Source organism: Providencia rettgeri, assembly GCF_013702265.1.
Lineage (GTDB): Bacteria > Pseudomonadota > Gammaproteobacteria > Enterobacterales > Enterobacteriaceae > Providencia > Providencia zhijiangensis.
On the sequence record NZ_CP059348.1, the window covers coordinates 372338 to 389386 of the forward strand.

Here is a 17049-nt window from a genome sequence, read left to right on the forward strand (position 1 = left end):
AGTAACAGCTAAAATCTATTCTATTTTCCTATAAAATCAATGAATATTAATACAAGAAACGGTTAAACTTTACTTAGATTGACAACTGTTCCCTTTTTCTCTTGTAGGATTATTGGTAACTTGTATCGAATATTCGTGATAAGGAATAAACATGAAATGCCATCGTTTAAATGAAGTCATCGAACTTCTGCATCCAGTATGGAAGGACAATTCAGATTTAAATTTAGTGCAATTACTGCAAAAACTGGCAGATGAAGCAGGTTTTAAAGGCAGTTTATCTGAACTGACAGACGACGTATTAATTTATCATCTAAAAATGCGTGGCACTGACAGCAATGCGGTGATCCCCGGTATTCAAAAAGATTACGAAGATGATTTTAAAACGGCCATTCTACGTGCTCGTGGCATCATAAAAGATTAAATGAACATGGATTTAACAGAACAATCGAGCTTCCACTTTAGTGGGATCTCCCCTGATTTGATCCTTGATGCGCTGATGGAAGCGGGGATTTACCCAGAATCAGGGCTGACAGAGCTTAACAGCTACGAAAATCGCGTTTTCCAATTTCAGGATGAAAATCGCCAGCGCTATGTGGTGAAATTTTATCGTCCTGAACGCTGGAACCGTTCTCAAATTCAAGAAGAGCACGATTTTACCCTTGAGCTACAAGATGAAGGCTTATCGGTGGCTGCGCCGTTAGAATTTGCCGGGCAAACGGTATTAGAATTTGGCGGGTTTATGTTTGCACTCTTTCCGAGTATCGGAGGGCGCCAATATGAAACGGACAATTTATTCCAGCTTGAGGGTGTCGGCCATTTATTAGGGCGAGTGCATCAAATCGGTAAACAGCGAAACTTTGCATTTCGTCCGACTCTTGGTGTGGAAGAGTATCTCGACCAACCGAGAAATATTATCGCCGCCAGTTCATTAATTACTGAGCGTGATAAAGCACCATTGATAGATTCACTGGATAAGTTGATTGCCCAAGTTAAGGCTCTGTGGCCTGCTCAGCAATCTTTTATTCGCCTACAAGGGGATTGCCATCCCGGCAATATTCTGTGGCGTGATGAAGCGTGGCTGGTGGATTTTGACGATGCACGCAATGGCCCTGCGGTGCAAGATTTATGGATGTTGCTTAATGGTTCGCGCCAAGAGCAAATCATCCAACTGGATACGTTATTAGAAGCGTATAACGAGTTTTGTGATTTTGATGTACGTGAGTTAAAGCTGATTGAACCGCTACGTGCGATGCGAATGGTGCATTATTTAGGATGGATCCTTCGTCGCTGGCAAGATCCCGCTTTCCCGAAAGCATTTTCTTGGATCCAATCTGCTGATTTTTGGCAAAAGCAATCTATCGAGTTTGCACAGCAAACTGAGCGGTTGTTAGATGCTCCTTTGCAATTGAACCCGCAATTTTAATATTTAAGACTGTGTTTTTGGAGAAAGTTTTCTATGAAAAAAATCATGTTGGCTTTGATTGGTATTGCCATGTCTTTTGGTGCTGCTGCAGCAAATTATTCAGAAGGTAAAGAGTACACGGATGTTAAGCCTCCGGTGCAAGACTTACCGCAAGTTTTGGAGTTTTTCTCATTTTACTGCCCACACTGTTATCAGTTTGAAAGCATCTACAAAGTGCCACAAACGGTAGAGAAAAACCTGCCAGAAGGTGTCACTAAAGCGCGTTATCACGTTGATTTCTTAGGCCCTCTAGGCGCTCAAATGACTCAAGCGTGGGCTGTGGCGATGGTGCTGAAAGTTGAAGATAAAGTGACGCCAATTCTGTTTGAAGGAATTCAGAAAACCCAAACTATCAATACCCCTGCGGATATCCGTAATGCGTTTATTAAAGCGGGCGTAACAGGTGAAGAATACGATGCAGCGTTGAATAGCTTTGTCGTGAAATCGTTAGTTGCTAAGCAACAAAATGCTGCACAAGATTTAAAACTGCGTGGCGTGCCAGCGTTATTCGTCGATGGTAAATATCAAATCCGTAATAACGGAATTTCTGTCGATAACGCAGAGGATTATGCTAAAGAATACTCAAAAGTTGTGAACTTCTTAGTCAGTAAAAAATAATCAGTGAAGATAGCGGCAATTTGCCGCTATCTTTTTATTTGCTGATTGTCCGTTATCAATATCCACAATTCGACCATCCCCCCTGATTTGTGATAAATCAAAGCCTCATTAGCTAACTTATTGATTTTATTTTATTGTTTTCTTCTTGCAATTCTCTTACTCATTGAATCCTTTAGATAACTAAATTTTACTCACAAAGTTATCCACAGGAAGTTATCGTGTGAAAAATGGGATAACTCGGCGGGAAATTGAATCTCAAGGTGTATCTGAAGCCACAATGTGGCATCCTATCCCCCATTCATTCCCGATAAAAAAGATGATGACAGATTATGGCTCAGATTGCTGAAAATCCCCTTATTTTGGTAGATGGCTCTTCCTACCTGTACCGTGCTTATCATGCATTCCCTCCATTGACCAACAGCGCTGGTGAACCTACCGGAGCGATGTATGGCGTGTTGAATATGCTGCGTAGCCTAATCATGCAATATACCCCGAGTCATGTGGCGGTTGTCTTTGATGCTAAGGGAAAAACGTTCCGTGATGAACTGTTTGAAAGCTACAAATCCCATCGCCCGCCAATGCCGGACGATCTGCGCGCTCAAATCGCACCGTTGCATGAAATGGTGGAAGCCATGGGGCTGCCGTTGCTAGTGGTACCAGGTGTGGAGGCAGATGACGTCATCGGTACGTTGGCGCGTGAAGCCAGCAGTAAAGGGATGCCGGTGCTGATCAGTACGGGCGATAAAGATATGGCGCAGTTGGTGGAGCCGAATATCACCCTGATCAACACGATGACCAACACCATCTTAGGTCCTGAAGAAGTGGAAGCTAAGTACGGGGTTCCACCAAGCTTAATTATCGACTTTTTAGCCTTAATGGGTGACTCATCCGATAACATTCCGGGTGTGCCGGGTGTCGGTGAAAAAACCGCATTAGCGTTATTGCAAGGTATTGGTAGCTTAGACGACATCTATAAAAATTTAGATGCGATTGCTCCACTCGGTTTCCGTGGCTCTAAGACCCTCGCACCAAAAATGGAAGAGAACCGCGAACTCGCACTGTTATCTTACCAATTAGCGACGATTAAAACGGATGTTGAGCTAGAAAAACCGTGTGAAGAACTCAAAGTGACGGAACTGGATGCGGATAAACTTCATTCGCTGTTTAGCCGTTATGAATTTAAACGCTGGTTGGCCGATGTTGAAAATGGTAGCTGGATGGACGGCAAAGGGGCAAAACCTGCCAAAGCCGCAGAAAGTTACCGTGCACCAGAAAGCCAGCCAGCGGCGAAATCTAAGCCAGCAGTTCCAACGCTGTGTGCTGAAAATTACCAAACCATTCTCGATAAAGAACAGTTAGACAGCTGGGTGAAAAAACTCAGCGAAGCGACGCTGTTTGCCTTTGATACAGAAACCGACAGCCTGGATACCCAAGAAGCTCGCTTAGTCGGGATGTCTTTTGCCATCGAAGCGGGTCATGCTGCGTATTTACCTGTTGGACATGACTATCTTGATGCGCCAGACCAGTTGCCTTTAAAAGACGTTTTGGCAGCCATGAAGCCTATCTTAGAAAATGAGAAAATCGGCAAAATCGGTCAGAACCTAAAATACGATGCGGAAGTGTTATTAAATTACGATATTTCGCTAAAAGGCATCGCGTTCGACACTATGCTGGAATCTTATGTGTTGAACAGTGTGGCTGGCATGGGGCGTCATGATATGGACAGCCTGGCAGATCGCCATCTCAACCATAAGACCGTGAGTTTTGAAGAGATAGCGGGTAAAGGCAAAAAGCAGTTAACCTTTAACCAAATTCCATTGGAACAAGCGGCAAATTATGCGGCGGAAGATGCGGATGTGACATTGCTACTGCATCAAGCGCTGTATCCGCAACTGGAAGCCGAGCCAAAATTAGCTCACGTTTTCCAAAATATCGAAATGCCGTTGGTGCCAGTGTTGGTGCGTATGGAGCGTAAAGGTGTTCTGATTGACGCAGCGGCATTAGGGGCGCAGTCTCAGGTGATCACCGCGCGGTTAGCAGAGCTGGAAAAACAGGCGTTCGAGTTAGCGGGTGAAGAGTTTAACTTAGCATCTCCGAAGCAGTTGCAGACGATTTTATTCGAAAAGCTACAATTGCCAGTTATCAAGAAAACGCCAAGTGGCGCGGCTTCAACCAACGAAGAAGTATTGGAAGAGCTGGCATTAAACCATGCATTACCAAAGTTGCTGTTAGAGCATCGTAGCTTAGCGAAACTAAAATCTACTTATACGGATAAGCTGCCGCTGATGATTAATCCAAAAACTCATCGTGTGCATACCTCTTATCACCAAGCAGTAACTGCGACGGGGCGTTTGTCTTCCCGTGACCCGAACTTGCAAAATATTCCGGTGCGTACCGAAGAAGGTCGCCGTATTCGCCAAGCGTTTGTGGCGCGTGATGGCTACAAAGTGATGGCGGCGGACTATTCGCAAATTGAATTGCGTATTATGGCGCATCTTTCTCAAGATAAAGGCTTATTGACGGCGTTTGCGGAAGGGAAAGATATCCATAGAGCCACCGCAGCCGAAGTGTTTGGGGTTCCATTAGAGGAAGTCACCAGCGACCAACGCCGTAGTGCAAAAGCGATTAACTTCGGTTTGATTTATGGCATGAGTGCATTTGGTTTGGCTCGCCAGTTAGGCATCCCACGTGGAGAAGCGCAGCGTTATATGGATCTCTACTTTGAGCGTTATCCAGGTGTGTTGCGTTATATGGAAAATACCCGCCTGCAAGCGTCTGAACAAGGTTATGTTGAGACATTAGAAGGGCGTAGATTGTATCTTGCCGATATTAAATCTAGCAATGGTATGCGCCGTAAAGCGGCAGAACGCGAAGCGATCAATGCCCCAATGCAAGGCACTGCTGCCGACATCATCAAAAAAGCGATGATAGCGGTAGATAGCTGGCTCGAAACTGAAAAACCAGATGCGGATATGCTGATGCAGGTGCACGATGAACTGGTATTTGAAGTCAAAGAGTCCGAGTTAGAGAAGGTGAAAGCGAAGGTTCAGGCGCTGATGGAGCAGAGTATGGTGCTGGATGTTCCTCTGAAGGTGGAGGTGGGTGTCGGCATTAACTGGGACGAAGCCCATTAATACTCGTCTACTCGTCATATTTCGGGCTGTAGGGGTGTTGGCTGCTCTCAACTACCCTAGTCACATACTTGTGTATGCTCCTAGGGATATCCTCATTTGCCGCCTACCTACAGCCGCGAACTATTTAGAGTATTGGTTGGGTAAGAGATAAAGAGAAAAAACTCTTAGTAAAACCTAAAAGAAAAAGATAAGAGCAAAAGCTAAGTAAAAGATAATGTAAGGCACTCCAGAGATTGGCGACAATGTTTGGGGTGTTTTTTTATGTTTGGAGAATTTTTTATAGTGGTATTTACGCAGCTAATTGGAGGCGTTTTATTCCCTTTAAATTGCACATAATTCATGGGTAAAACACTGAATTTTAAATATATCGTTGGGCTGGATAAGGTTGTTATTATGCGACTTAGATCTCATAAATATGTAGTAAAAATACGTTTTTAACGAATTATTAGGCAATTTAAAGGGCTGAATCGTAGTAAGCTTTGAAAAAAAACTACAAAAAGCCTTTTTTTCGAGCGGAAAATAAAGTACATTATCAGACGTAGGGTACAGAGGTAAGATGTTCTATCTTTCAGACCTTTTACTTCACGTAATCGGATTTAGCTGAATATTAGCTGCTCCAGTCAAGTTTTTGACTGGAGCATTTTTTTTTTGCATAAATTCTGATGCGCTAACGGCATAGACCGTTGTACGCCGTGATTGGCGTACAAGGAATGAAAAGATTATTCTGCGGCGTTACTGTACCAACTGTCGAGTTTGATACGTAATTTATCGATACCCATTTTTTTCAGTGCAGAGAAATATTCCACTTCAATATCGCCTTCCGCTGATAACGGCGCTAATGCTTGGCGAACTTCCATTAACTGTTTCTTTCTTGCGCCTGAAGCGAGCTTATCCGCTTTGGTGAGTAGAACAAGAACAGGAATGCTCATGGCGACTGACCATTCGATCATCTGCATATCGAGGTCTTTTAATGGATGACGGATATCCATCAAAATCACTAACCCTTTGATACATTCTCTTTTCTGTAAATATTCACCGAGAGCTTGCTGCCATTTGCGCTTCATCTCTTCAGGTACTTCGGCATAACCGTAGCCCGGAAGGTCAACTAGGCGAATGCCCTCTTCAACTTCAAATAGGTTGATAAGCTGAGTTCTTCCCGGTGTTTTACTGGTTCGCGCTAAGCTTTTTTGCTGTGTTAATGCATTTAATGCACTGGATTTGCCCGCGTTAGATCGGCCAGCAAACGCCACCTCAATGCCCGTATCTTTTGGTAGATGACGGATATCGGGGGCACTGATGACAAATTTTGTCATGTGGTAGTTGTGGTTTTTAATTGCCATTGGTGGTTCTCCCTGAGTAGCCTCAAAAGGCTGGGGGATTATAACGACTGAATAGCATACAAACAACAAAAGGGGGATATTTGGTGTGATATCTATTTGAGAATGACATTATGCGAAGGCTTTTTCATTAAGTTGCTCTACAATTAATTTAATTCAGCGAAATTTAACTATTTGGCGTAAATATAGGTAAATCTTTAGCAATTACCCCCGCTTCGCTCTAGAATTGGGCATTAATATGTTTTTGGGTATTAACAAAAGGGATCTTGAATGTTGAAACGAATTTTTGTGCCATTATTGGCAATCTGTGCAATGAGCACAACTTCTCTTGCATTAGCCGCGGGTGAAACTTACGTTAAATTAGTCACCTCTGCAGGTAATATTGAATTAGAACTCAATAGTAAAAAAGCCCCTGTTAGTACTGAAAACTTCCTGCAATATGTTAATGAAGGCTATTACAATGGAACAACCTTCCATCGTGTTATTCCTGGATTCATGATCCAAGGCGGCGGCTTTAATAAAGAATTGCAGCAAAAACAAACCCGTGCACCAATCGCTAACGAAGCTGATAATGGTTTACGTAATTTACGTGGCACTATTTCAATGGCTCGTAGCGCAAATAAAGACAGTGCAACCAGCCAATTCTTTATTAATGTTGCTGATAATGCGTTTTTAGATCACGGCCAACGTGATTTCGGCTATGCCGTATTTGGTAAAGTCGTTAAAGGAATGGATGTTGCAGACAAAATTTCTAAAGTGAAAACAGAGAACGTCGGTCCATATCAAAATGTTCCTGTTGAACCTATTACGATTATTTCTGCGGAAGTGATTAAAAAGCCTTAATACTGTTTGCTGTAATATCGTCTAATAGAGAGGGTGATTCTTGTTAATCATCCTCTTATCATAAAGCCTTTCTTTGCATTTTTTCTTAAATTATTTCCATTATAGGTCATCCCAACTCACTTCTATTTCATCATCACTCATGCGTTTGATTGTTTTTTATTAGTATGATTGTTTCTATTTTACTCCATTGTATTTAAAGTATTTATTATCAAATTTTGAATGTTGTTATATTCTTGTGAATATAATTCCATGATTTTTATATGGAAATTTTGTACTGAAAGTGGGTTACTTGACGTAAATAGGCTATTTTCCTGTCTTGGCTGTGCTATGATAGCCGCCCTTTGTGATAATTTATGGTTTTTGGGACGCGTTCTAATTGCTAACCACCACGAATTATGCATAAACAAAAAACTTATAATGATAAAAATCAGTCGGATAGGCTACTATGCTTTTACTTATTGATAATTACGATTCATTTACATACAACTTATACCAATATTTCTGCGAACTAGGGGCGGAAGTGCTGGTGAAACGTAATGACGAAATTACCATTGAAGAAATTGAACAACTGGCTCCAACCCATTTGGTCATTTCACCGGGTCCTTGCACGCCTGATGAGGCGGGAATTTCGTTGGAAGCGATAAAATATTTCGCCGGAAAATTACCTATTTTGGGTATCTGCCTAGGGCATCAAGCTATCGGGCAAGCATTTGGCGCGTCTGTTGTAAAAGCGCGTGAAGTGATGCACGGAAAAACATCATCTATCCATCATAACCATCAAGGGGTATTTAAAGGGCTTAATCGACCTTTAACCGTGACTCGCTATCACTCTTTAGTGATTGCAGCAGAAACGCTACCCGCCTCTTTTGATGTCTCCGCGTGGTCTCTGAATAATGGGGATATCGATGAAATTATGGGGATCCGCCATAAAACCCTGCCCATTGAAGGGGTCCAATTCCACCCTGAAAGTATTCTCAGCGAACAAGGTCATGAGCTGTTGAGTAATTTTCTCAAGTATTAGTGGTTGATTTTCGCGAATAGCAAAATTAATTATGCATATTTTACCCTTCCCTATTGCTCTTTATTGATTTTTTATTCATATTTGATGCTTATATTTTCACTTAAGCATTCGATAAAGAGCAGGTGAGGGGTATGTCAGAACAACACGCAGTCAATCGGCAGACTTTTGATCAGGTCATGTTACCTATTTTTTCGCCAGCTGAATTTATTCCAGTTAAAGGCGAAGGCAGCCGCGTTTGGGATCAGCAAGGTAAAGAATATATTGATTTCGCAGGCGGGATCGCGGTTTTAGCGCTAGGTCATTGCCATCCAAGCCTCGTTGCGGCTGTACGTGAACAAAGCGAAAAACTTTGGCATGTGAGCAATGTTTTTACCAATGAACAGGCGTTAACACTGGCCCAAAAATTAACGAAAGCAACGTTTGCGGATCGTGCATTCTTTGTGAACTCAGGGTCTGAAGCGAATGAAGCCGCATTCAAGCTAGCGCGTCGTTATGCCATCACCAAATATAGCCCGTATAAAACGAAGATCATTGCATTCAAGCAAGCATTCCACGGCAGAACATTATTTACTGTCTCAGTTGGCGGACAAGCGAAATATGCCGATGGATTCGGCCCAAAACCTGCGGATATTATTCATGTGCCTTTTAATGACCTTGATGCCGTTAAAGCCGTGATCGATGAAAATACCTGTGCAGTGGTTTTGGAGCCAGTTCAAGGGGAAGGCGGGGTAACCCCAGCAACATCAGAATTTCTGCAAGGAGTTCGTAAACTTTGCGATGAAAATAATGCATTACTTATTTTTGATGAAGTGCAAAGTGGAATGGGGCGTACGGGGAAATTGTTCTCTTATATGCACTACGATGTCACTCCCGATATTTTAACCACTGCAAAAGCGCTCGGAGGCGGTTTCCCTATCAGTGCGATGATCACAACTGCTGAAATTGCGAAAACAATGGAGGTAGGATCTCACGGAACCACTTACGGGGGCAATCCATTGGCATGTGCGGTAGGCAATGCTGCTTTCGATATTATCAATACCGATGAAGTCCTTGATGGTGTTGCTAAACGTCGTGAGTTATTTGTCTCTCATTTAAACAAGCTTAATGACCAATATGGAATTTTCGCTGAAATTCGCGGAATGGGCTTATTAATCGGTGCAGAGCTGAATGGCAAATTACTGAATCGCTCAAAAGATATTCTACAAGCTTGTGCTGCAGAAGGGCTGATGATGCTTAATGCGGGCACGAATGTATTGCGCTTTACTCCATCGCTGATTATTTCTGAAAATGAAATTAATAGCGGGATGGCGAAATTGGAAACTGCAATTAGCAAACTGCTGGCTTAATTGTCTTTTTATAGTGACAGAGGCAAATTTGCCTCTGTCACTGAACTATTATTCAAGTTGTTACTTGTTATTAAGCTTAGCTAATTTTGTTTTAATCTGCGCAGAATGTACTTCTTCTTTGGATATTTGCTCGCTTAGACTATTTAGACTATGAAGGGTTTCTTGCGTTTTTTTCAACAGCGCATCTAATTTTCTAGTATCGGGTTTTCCTTGATTTGATGCTATTTCTGGTGAGTTTCCATTTAGTGGAAACTGATATTTTTTACTATTATGTTTAGCTCTTAGCATTGATGTTTTAGTTTGGTATATTTCCCCATTAAATTGATATGTTCTCACGGTTGGTTTTACTTTTATATTTCTTCTAGGTAATACTTTATCATTTTTATTATGCGAGGCATGGTTCGAGCTATTATCTTTCAGTTTAGTGGAGTCTGTTTCTATTTTTTTCTGTGCTTTTGTGTTTTCTGATAAATATCCAGAGTCACTAGAATTATTTGAATAATGGCTTGATGAGTTAGAATTTAAGCTTTCATTGCTAGAATATAGCTGATTTTCTATCTTGTTCAGTGAATCCATATTTTCTAAGTGTCGATTTATTGACTTCATGTCAGTCTCATCGACAAGTAATTTATCGAGCTGACGAGTTGATGGAATTGCTAAGCTAACAAGACGGTCGGTGATTCTTTTTTGTAAACTATCTTGAATATGATTGGTATCATCATTCCACTCTAACTCCTCATTGAACTCAAATTCGGTATCACTGCTCTTTGCTTTATTCTCATCTTTTATTTTCGAAATAGAAGCTTTCTGTATCATACTTGATTCAGCTTCTTTTCTTATTCTCTCTTCACCTGCTTTTATTTCATTCTCTTTGTCTGTCTCTATTTTTTTTAGCTGTTCAGCTAATTTAGCTTGTGATGATTTTAGAGTACTAAGGTTGTTCTCAATCTTCTGAGTCGATGCAGTGTTCTGATAAGTAATTACTTCACTTAATCTTGTTTTTTCATGTTTTATTGGGATCTCAATTCCCTTTTTAAAAGTAACACAAAACTTTTCATTCTTATTTTTATTAAATATACTTTTTAAATAACGAATACCTTTTTCATGAGTCGATTTTATTTCTAAAATCAAATTTGAGAATCGGTTTGATGAACGTTTTAAATTAAATTCTTTAAAAACGTTAGTTTCTGTAGCACTTGTTTTATCAATTAGCATTAGTTCAGTATCCTGTTTTTCATTAATAATTGGCTCATTTTTTATTGAGACGGAATGGTTGAAAATACGTGGGGATTTAAGAATTAAAAAATGGCCATTAGCTTCAATAGCCTCATGGTATTTATAGGGAAGTGTTATTTTCTCTACTGGAGGCGAGTATTTAATTAGATTAATTTCTTTTTGTTCACTTGGCTCAAAATGACAAGTCAATACGGCGAAGTGCTTTTTTTGATAATGTAAATTAGATAGGTGATTATTATCGGGTATGCATGAACCAATATTAATGGTTTTTTTTATTTGATTAGATAATGATGAAGTGGTTATGGTTTTATTATCATTGATATTAATGATACTTTCGCTTCTTGGATTGATATTTTTAATCATCGTGTTGTCAACTCTTAATAATGGTTTAGTTACCACTATATTAGTTTGACAATTAACTATAATTATATAAAGAAACGATACTCATCAATGAGAGTATATAGATGAGAGGGGGAAATAAAGGATCCTAAGTAAGAAAAATAGCTTTGTACGTAAAGTATAAAGCTATTTCAATATCGAAGCCTCACCAAGAAGGGTGAGGCTGAAAGGTGAATCAGCGAGTGCCGTAAACAACAATCGTTTTGCCGTGTGCGGAGATTAAGTTTTGATCTTCCAGCATCTTTAAAATACGACCGACAGTTTCGCGAGAACAACCTACGATTTGACCGATTTCCTGACGAGTAATTTTGATTTGCATACCGTCTGGGTGAGTCATTGCATCAGGTTGTTTAGCTAAATTCAATAATGTTTGAGCAATACGACCAGTAACATCTAAGAATGCAAGGTTACCCACTTTTTCGGACGTGGTTTGCAAACGACTTGCCATTTGCGCGGAAAGGCGCATCAGGATATCTGGATTGACTTGAATCAGCTGACGGAATTTTTTGTAAGAAATTTCCGCGACTTCGCAAGCAACTTTCGCGCGAACCCACGCAGTACGTTCTTGCCCTTCTTCAAATAACCCAAGTTCGCCAATGAAATCTCCCTGATTTAAATAAGAGAGAATCATTTCCTTGCCTTCTTCATCTTTGATTAAAACAGCCACTGAGCCTTTAACAATGTAGTAAAGGGTTTCTGCTTTTTCACCCTGATGGATCAGAGTGCTCTTGGATGGATACTTATGAATATGGCAGTGTGACAAAAACCATTCAAGAGTAGGGTCTGTTTGTGGCTTGCCGAGAACCATTAGCGTTATCCTCTGTATGTTATTGCAACCTTTCGAAAAGTAGGGAAAGGCTGACTTTAAAGTGTCAAGCTTAGCATATTAAGTCACATTGATGCCTATTATTAATATCGCCCTAGGCCAATGCAAATTAATATCAATTGTATAATATAATCAATTAAATCGTTGAGTATTGATCTTAATCCTATCAACTAACCATTGTTTGTATCATATCCAATAGCGAAAGTCTCCCCTGTATCGCTTCAGCCTAATAATGCTGATATAACATTGTCTAGATATATGGAACAATGTGGCGATAAATACCACTATTTTTCGAGAGGAATAAAAATGGAAGCACGCGTCAAGTGGGTTGAAGGGCTCTCTTTTTTAGGTGAGTCGGCATCGGGTCATCAAGTTATGATGGATGGCAATGCTGGAGATAAAGCACCGAGTCCGATGGAAATGGTTCTAATGGCTGCAGGCGGATGCAGTGCGATTGATGTGGTTTCTATTCTGCAAAAAGGTCGTCAGGATATTGTTGATTGTGAAGTAAAATTAACTTCGCAGCGTCGTGAAGAAGCTCCGCGCTATTTTACGGACATCAACCTGCACTTTATTGTGACGGGACGTGAATTAACGGACAAAGTGGTGGAGCGTGCGGTTCAACTTTCTGCAGAAAAATATTGTTCCGTTGCTATCATGTTAGAGAAAACGGTTAACGTGACTCATAGCTTCGAAATTAAAACGCTGTAATTGTTTTCTTGCTATTAAGATGCTTATCGATAATTAAGATAAGCATCTTGTTATTTATCTCTTTAATGAGAATCTTAAACTACCCATTTCGCTGTTTCATTAATTTTTCCACTAATGGCATCATAATAAGTTCCATCGCGAGTCCTAATTTCCCACCGGGTACCACAATGGTATTCATCGCTGAAATAAACGAGCCATTTAACATGGATAATAAATAAGGGAAATCGATCTGCTCTAATCCTCTAAAGCGAATAACGATAAAACTTTCGTCCTGTGAAGGTATTGCTTTGGCAGAGAAAGGGTTAGAGGTGTCAACGGTAGGAACTCGTTGGAAGTTAATATGGGTACGAGAAAACTGCGGCGTAATATAGTTAATATAATCCCCCATCGAACGTACAACGGAATCCATCACCGCTTCACGGGAATGTCCTCGCTCGGTGGTATCGCGGATGAGTTTTTGGATCCATTCAAGGTTAACAATTGGCACTACACCCACAAGCAAATCAACATGTTGTGCAACATCGTGCTCTGGGGTAACTACTCCGCCATGTAATCCTTCATAAAACAGCACATCGGTATTGGCTGGTAGCGATTCCCACGGGGTAAACGTGCCAGGTTGCAGGCCATAGGGCACCGCTTCATCGTAAGTATGTAAATATTTTCGAGATTGACCGCTGCCAGTTTTAGCATAGTCAATTAGCGTCTGTTCAAGTAGAGAAAAATCGTTGGCCTCAGGGCCGAAATAGCTGATATGGCGCCCTTGTTCGCGGGCTTTACGAATAGCCATATCCATTTCAGGGCGGGTATAACGATGAAAACTATCCCCCTCAAGGGTGGCTGGGCGGATATTTAATTGATGGAAAATTTTACGAAAAGCTTGGCTCGTTGAGGTTGTTCCTGCGCCACTCGAACCCGTCACTGCAATAATCGGATGCTTCTTCGACATAGTGGACTCCCTGTTTTACGCCATGACCACTATTTTTGAGAAACAGCGCTACGGGCGAAACTGGTTATTAGGCATGAAATTTACCGATTCATGTAACTCAGACCAGACTAGCACAATTTCGCCAGAAACTAACTGCCGTTTCACATCATTCACTTTGTCCTGCAAGCTTTTTTCGTGAACGCCGTAATCGGTTCCTTCGCGTAAAACATAGCTCTCGATAAGGTTTTCGAGCGTTTCAGGAGCGAGGTCTTTCCACGGAATAATCATGATTTTTGCTCATTCAAATACGCTGTTAGCCACAGAGGAATACGAGTTTCTAACCACATTTGTGGCTTTCTAAAACTACCGCCGACAAAGCCGACGTGTCCACCATGTTCCGTCATTTGGTATTCAATATTTTCGGGTAAATGACTTAAATCAGGCACGACTTCGGGCGCCATAAACGGGTCGTCTTTTGCGTGAATAATCAGGGTTGGCTTAGTAATCTGAGATAACTTAGGTAGCGCGCTGCATTTTTGATAATAATCCGCAGCATCATCAAAACCATGAATACGTGCGGTGATCACATCATCAAATTCACGAATGCGTTTTAACTGTTTAAGCTGCAACAAATTAAGAGGAAGTGAACCGGGATAGCGCACCAGTTTGCGGGTAGCGTTACGTTTCAATCCATTTAATAGGTAACGTTGATAGAGCTGAGAAATTCCTTTCTCCATTTTCATGGAGCAGGCTTCGAGCATTAATGGGGCCGAGACAACGACGCCGGCATCTAATTCAGCATTCTCACCGTTTTCAGCTAAATAGCAGGCGAGCATATTACCGCCAAGGGAATAACCTACCGCGGCAGTGGGGGCATCGCCCCATGTCTGTTTTAGCCAATGTAAAAAATAGCGGGCATCACTAGTTTCACCGGAATGGTAAATACGTTTTTGGCGGTTAGGTTCACCGCTGCATCCTCTAAAATGCATGATCACGCCGAGCCACCCTTGCTTTTGGGCGCTTTCTAACATCCCGTGGGCATAGGGGCTTTTAAAATTTCCTTCCAACCCATGAAAAATCACTAAACGAGGCTTTTTGCTCGCTTTTTCTGGGTTTTCACTCCAAGCAAGATCGATAAAATCGCCGTCAGGCAATTCTAATCGCTGCCATGTTGGGATAATTTTCGGGGTACGGCGAAAGATCCTTGGCAATAAGGTTTGGAGATGAGGGTTTTTTGCCCAACTCATAGGGCGGAAATTTTCTGACATGGCCTTATTTTTTATTTAGTGGAACGCTTGTGAGTCACATAACATACTGTTATTTTTCTGTGATGCAAGTAAACAAATCTAGAAACAAATTTAGGTTGAGGAACATAGTATAAATGACTCTGGGGCTAATTTTTTCGCTTTTTACGTTTTTATTCATTGCAGCAGTCACGCCCGGCCCTAACAACATGTTGTTGACCTCTTGTGCCGCTAACTACGGCTTTCGTCGCAGTATCGGATTATTATTAGGAATAATGCTGGGCATGCAGTCAATTTTATATTTGTCTGCGTTCGGTGTTGCCGCGCTATTACTATTATATCCTGCAATTCATATTGTGCTGAAAATCATTGGTAGCGTTTATTTATTATGGCTAGCATGGAAAACCGCTACCGCCAGCTACGAGCCACTCAAAACAGACAGCAAAGCCTCTAAAAGCGTCACTTGGTTTCAAGGCGGATTATTGCAGTTCTTAAATCCGAAAGCATGGATGATGGGGCTTGGCGCGGTAGGGAGTTTTAGTCTTCCAGGCGAGTTATTTACTCAGTCCATCATTGTGATGAGTATCGCTTTTGTGATTGTGAACTTTGTCGCTGGCTTGATTTGGATGGGTTTCGGTTCTTTGATTGGGGTTTGCTTACGTAGTCGTCGTGCATGGTTTATTTTCAACCTAGTGATGGGGATACTGACCGCCGCGTGTGTGCCGCTAATTTGGTTGGAGTAAAGTATCAATAAATTAAGTGGGTAGTGTATGATTTATATTCGAATGAAATTTCAGATGAAGTTTACTGAAAATAAGGAATAGTTAGTTTTTTCAGTAATTACATGAAATTCATAAAGTTGTAAGATCTTACTTATGAGGGAGCTTACAAGGAATTAGGGATGTCTATCTTTACTATCCGCTATCATCTTTATGATGCAAAAAATATTCAAAATGAACGTCTTCTTGGTGTTGAACATATAGAGAATGTTGATGAAATTCTGATCCCTTTAAATGAAAAAAACACGCCTTTTTTTATCACTAAATCTTTTGTAGGTATCGAATCTAAAAGATGGCGAGTAGAGTTTGTGCTTGGTATCCAACCAAATACTTGGGGGATTTGGTTAAGCCCAAAAGATATCTCGGACGATGTTTATCTATCACAATCAATGGTGAAAAGACGAATTAATCATGCAGGGGGGATTGTCAAAAAAGGCACTATTGTAGTTGTAGAGTTTGGTCATATTTACCTAACACTCAATTCACAACAAATCTTGTCCGACAGCTCGTTATATCCTTGTTATACCCAATCGGGTGAAATGCATAAGCGGAGACCTGCAATTGTAGTCAAAGCTGATCGAAAGGGTGTCACAGTTGCCCCAATAACCTCCCAAATGCCTAAAAATTTTCCTCATAACAAAGCAATATTTGAGCTTGATTTGCAGTCTACACAGTTTATCCATGAGCTCAAGAATGGCAAAGCAAGTTATGTTTTATGCGAAATGTTACAAACCGTCTCTGCCACTCGAATTCTTCCGCCCTATGCAAGAGACTTTGCTGGTAAAGAACGAAAATTTCGGCGCAATGAATCTTATCAACGCAGATTAAGTGCTAGCGATATGAAATCTCTTGATGATGGGCTACTTGGTGCCATTGGTGCATCATCTTATCGTATAAAAAATGAGTCCTTGACCGTAGCATTGCAAAAAGAGATCCAGTTATCTCAAGATATTATTGCTCAGATAGAAAAGTTAAGGCATATAATTGAAGTACAAAAGGTGAGTTTAGAAGAACTAACATGTCGTCATAAAATTTTGTCCGAACTCTATTTATTAAACTCGGAACATTTGTCCCTTGATTCTATTTATAGCGAGATATCTGAATATTTGTGACTTGACGGATTTTTAGGGACATGATTCAATGCTTTTGGGTAGGGATACAGAGACGG

General features: G+C 41.0%; 16 protein-coding genes. 10 read left to right on the forward strand and 6 right to left on the reverse strand.

Going from position 1 to position 17049, the window contains the following annotated elements:
* Positions 1–151: 151 nt before the first annotated feature.
* From H0913_RS01710 to polA, 4 genes are all read left to right on the forward strand, one after another.
* Positions 152–421, forward strand: coding sequence for a YihD family protein (locus H0913_RS01710; RefSeq protein ID WP_006659561.1), 270 nt, complete (start codon positions 152–154; stop codon positions 419–421).
* Entirely contained in the window at positions 422–1423 is a 1002-nt protein-coding gene (locus H0913_RS01715; protein WP_418055364.1) for a serine/threonine protein kinase, read from the forward strand.
* Positions 1424–1456: 33 nt separating this feature from the next.
* Positions 1457–2080 (forward strand): thiol:disulfide interchange protein DsbA, encoded by a 624-nt coding sequence (dsbA, locus tag H0913_RS01720; protein WP_036948659.1) that lies wholly within the window; start codon positions 1457–1459, stop codon positions 2078–2080.
* A 329-nt stretch (positions 2081–2409) separates the two neighbouring features.
* The gene (polA, locus tag H0913_RS01725) at positions 2410–5214 is read left to right on the forward strand and encodes a DNA polymerase I (RefSeq protein WP_181477880.1); all 2805 of its coding nucleotides are present in this window, start codon (positions 2410–2412) and stop codon (positions 5212–5214) included.
* Positions 5215–5933: 719 nt separating this feature from the next.
* Here the strand turns inward: polA and yihA are convergent.
* A complete protein-coding gene (gene yihA / locus H0913_RS01730; RefSeq protein WP_132496945.1) occupies positions 5934–6554 on the reverse strand; it encodes a ribosome biogenesis GTP-binding protein YihA/YsxC in 621 nt (206 codons plus the stop codon).
* A 267-nt stretch (positions 6555–6821) separates the two neighbouring features.
* Between yihA and ppiA the strand changes: the two genes are divergently transcribed.
* From ppiA to H0913_RS01745, 3 genes are all read left to right on the forward strand, one after another.
* Positions 6822–7394, forward strand: coding sequence for a peptidylprolyl isomerase A (ppiA, locus tag H0913_RS01735; RefSeq protein WP_108478750.1), 573 nt, complete (start codon positions 6822–6824; stop codon positions 7392–7394).
* Positions 7395–7839: 445 nt separating this feature from the next.
* Positions 7840–8415: an aminodeoxychorismate synthase component II gene (locus tag H0913_RS01740; RefSeq protein WP_154602318.1), complete on the forward strand. Its 576-nt coding sequence runs from the start codon at positions 7840–7842 to the stop codon at positions 8413–8415.
* A gap of 131 nt (positions 8416–8546) precedes the next feature.
* A complete protein-coding gene (locus tag H0913_RS01745; protein WP_181477881.1) occupies positions 8547–9761 on the forward strand; it encodes an aspartate aminotransferase family protein in 1215 nt (404 codons plus the stop codon).
* Between the two features lie 60 nt (positions 9762–9821).
* Here the strand turns inward: H0913_RS01745 and H0913_RS01750 are convergent, their stop codons facing one another.
* Positions 9822–11360, reverse strand: a complete 1539-nt coding sequence (locus H0913_RS01750) for a hypothetical protein (RefSeq protein WP_154602320.1) — start codon at positions 11358–11360, stop codon at positions 9822–9824.
* Positions 11361–11571: 211 nt separating this feature from the next.
* The gene (gene crp / locus H0913_RS01755; RefSeq protein WP_006813718.1) at positions 11572–12204 is read right to left on the reverse strand and encodes a cAMP-activated global transcriptional regulator CRP; all 633 of its coding nucleotides are present in this window, start codon (positions 12202–12204) and stop codon (positions 11572–11574) included.
* Between the two features lie 324 nt (positions 12205–12528).
* Between crp and H0913_RS01760 the strand changes: the two genes are divergently transcribed.
* Complete coding sequence (locus H0913_RS01760; protein WP_154602321.1) at positions 12529–12933, forward strand: OsmC family protein; 405 nt, start codon at positions 12529–12531, stop codon at positions 12931–12933.
* A gap of 79 nt (positions 12934–13012) precedes the next feature.
* Here H0913_RS01760 and H0913_RS01765 read toward each other — a convergent pair whose 3' ends face one another.
* From H0913_RS01765 to H0913_RS01775, 3 genes are read right to left on the reverse strand one after another with little or no spacing between them, the layout of a single operon-like run.
* Positions 13013–13879 carry a phosphoribulokinase gene (locus H0913_RS01765; protein ID WP_154626512.1) on the reverse strand — a complete coding sequence of 289 codons (867 nt, stop codon included), beginning with the start codon at positions 13877–13879 and terminating at the stop codon, positions 13013–13015.
* A 48-nt stretch (positions 13880–13927) separates the two neighbouring features.
* Complete coding sequence (locus tag H0913_RS01770) at positions 13928–14146, reverse strand: YheU family protein (protein ID WP_108478754.1); 219 nt, start codon at positions 14144–14146, stop codon at positions 13928–13930.
* On the reverse strand, positions 14143–15126 hold the full coding sequence (locus tag H0913_RS01775; RefSeq protein ID WP_181477882.1) for a hydrolase: 984 nt from the start codon (positions 15124–15126) through the stop codon (positions 14143–14145). The genes H0913_RS01770 and H0913_RS01775 overlap by 4 nt, the downstream gene beginning before the upstream one ends.
* A gap of 113 nt (positions 15127–15239) precedes the next feature.
* On the opposite strand from H0913_RS01775, the gene H0913_RS01780 reads away from it, so the two are divergent.
* Both H0913_RS01780 and H0913_RS18805 read left to right on the forward strand, forming a co-directional pair.
* Complete coding sequence (locus tag H0913_RS01780; RefSeq protein WP_181477883.1) at positions 15240–15845, forward strand: LysE family translocator; 606 nt, start codon at positions 15240–15242, stop codon at positions 15843–15845.
* Positions 15846–16003: 158 nt separating this feature from the next.
* Complete coding sequence (locus H0913_RS18805; RefSeq protein ID WP_181477884.1) at positions 16004–16993, forward strand: type II toxin-antitoxin system PemK/MazF family toxin; 990 nt, start codon at positions 16004–16006, stop codon at positions 16991–16993.
* The last annotated feature ends 56 nt before the right edge of the window (positions 16994–17049 follow it).

Bases quoted from the DNA above. Each gene is read 5' to 3' on its own strand.
- H0913_RS01710 (WP_006659561.1), top strand. From the start codon at position 152: ATGAAATGCCATCGTTTAAATGAAGTCATCGAACTTCTGCATCCAGTA.
- H0913_RS01715 (WP_418055364.1), top strand. From the start codon at position 422: ATGAACATGGATTTAACAGAACAATCGAGCTTCCACTTTAGTGGGATC.
- dsbA (WP_036948659.1), top strand. From the start codon at position 1,457: ATGAAAAAAATCATGTTGGCTTTGATTGGTATTGCCATGTCTTTTGGT.
- polA (WP_181477880.1), top strand. From the start codon at position 2,410: ATGGCTCAGATTGCTGAAAATCCCCTTATTTTGGTAGATGGCTCTTCC.
- yihA (WP_132496945.1), bottom strand. From the start codon at position 6,554: ATGGCAATTAAAAACCACAACTACCACATGACAAAATTTGTCATCAGT.
- ppiA (WP_108478750.1), top strand. From the start codon at position 6,822: ATGTTGAAACGAATTTTTGTGCCATTATTGGCAATCTGTGCAATGAGC.
- H0913_RS01740 (WP_154602318.1), top strand. From the start codon at position 7,840: ATGCTTTTACTTATTGATAATTACGATTCATTTACATACAACTTATAC.
- H0913_RS01745 (WP_181477881.1), top strand. From the start codon at position 8,547: ATGTCAGAACAACACGCAGTCAATCGGCAGACTTTTGATCAGGTCATG.
- H0913_RS01750 (WP_154602320.1), bottom strand. From the start codon at position 11,360: ATGATTAAAAATATCAATCCAAGAAGCGAAAGTATCATTAATATCAAT.
- crp (WP_006813718.1), bottom strand. From the start codon at position 12,204: ATGGTTCTCGGCAAGCCACAAACAGACCCTACTCTTGAATGGTTTTTG.
- H0913_RS01760 (WP_154602321.1), top strand. From the start codon at position 12,529: ATGGAAGCACGCGTCAAGTGGGTTGAAGGGCTCTCTTTTTTAGGTGAG.
- H0913_RS01765 (WP_154626512.1), bottom strand. From the start codon at position 13,879: ATGTCGAAGAAGCATCCGATTATTGCAGTGACGGGTTCGAGTGGCGCA.
- H0913_RS01770 (WP_108478754.1), bottom strand. From the start codon at position 14,146: ATGATTATTCCGTGGAAAGACCTCGCTCCTGAAACGCTCGAAAACCTT.
- H0913_RS01775 (WP_181477882.1), bottom strand. From the start codon at position 15,126: ATGTCAGAAAATTTCCGCCCTATGAGTTGGGCAAAAAACCCTCATCTC.
- H0913_RS01780 (WP_181477883.1), top strand. From the start codon at position 15,240: ATGACTCTGGGGCTAATTTTTTCGCTTTTTACGTTTTTATTCATTGCA.
- H0913_RS18805 (WP_181477884.1), top strand. From the start codon at position 16,004: ATGTCTATCTTTACTATCCGCTATCATCTTTATGATGCAAAAAATATT.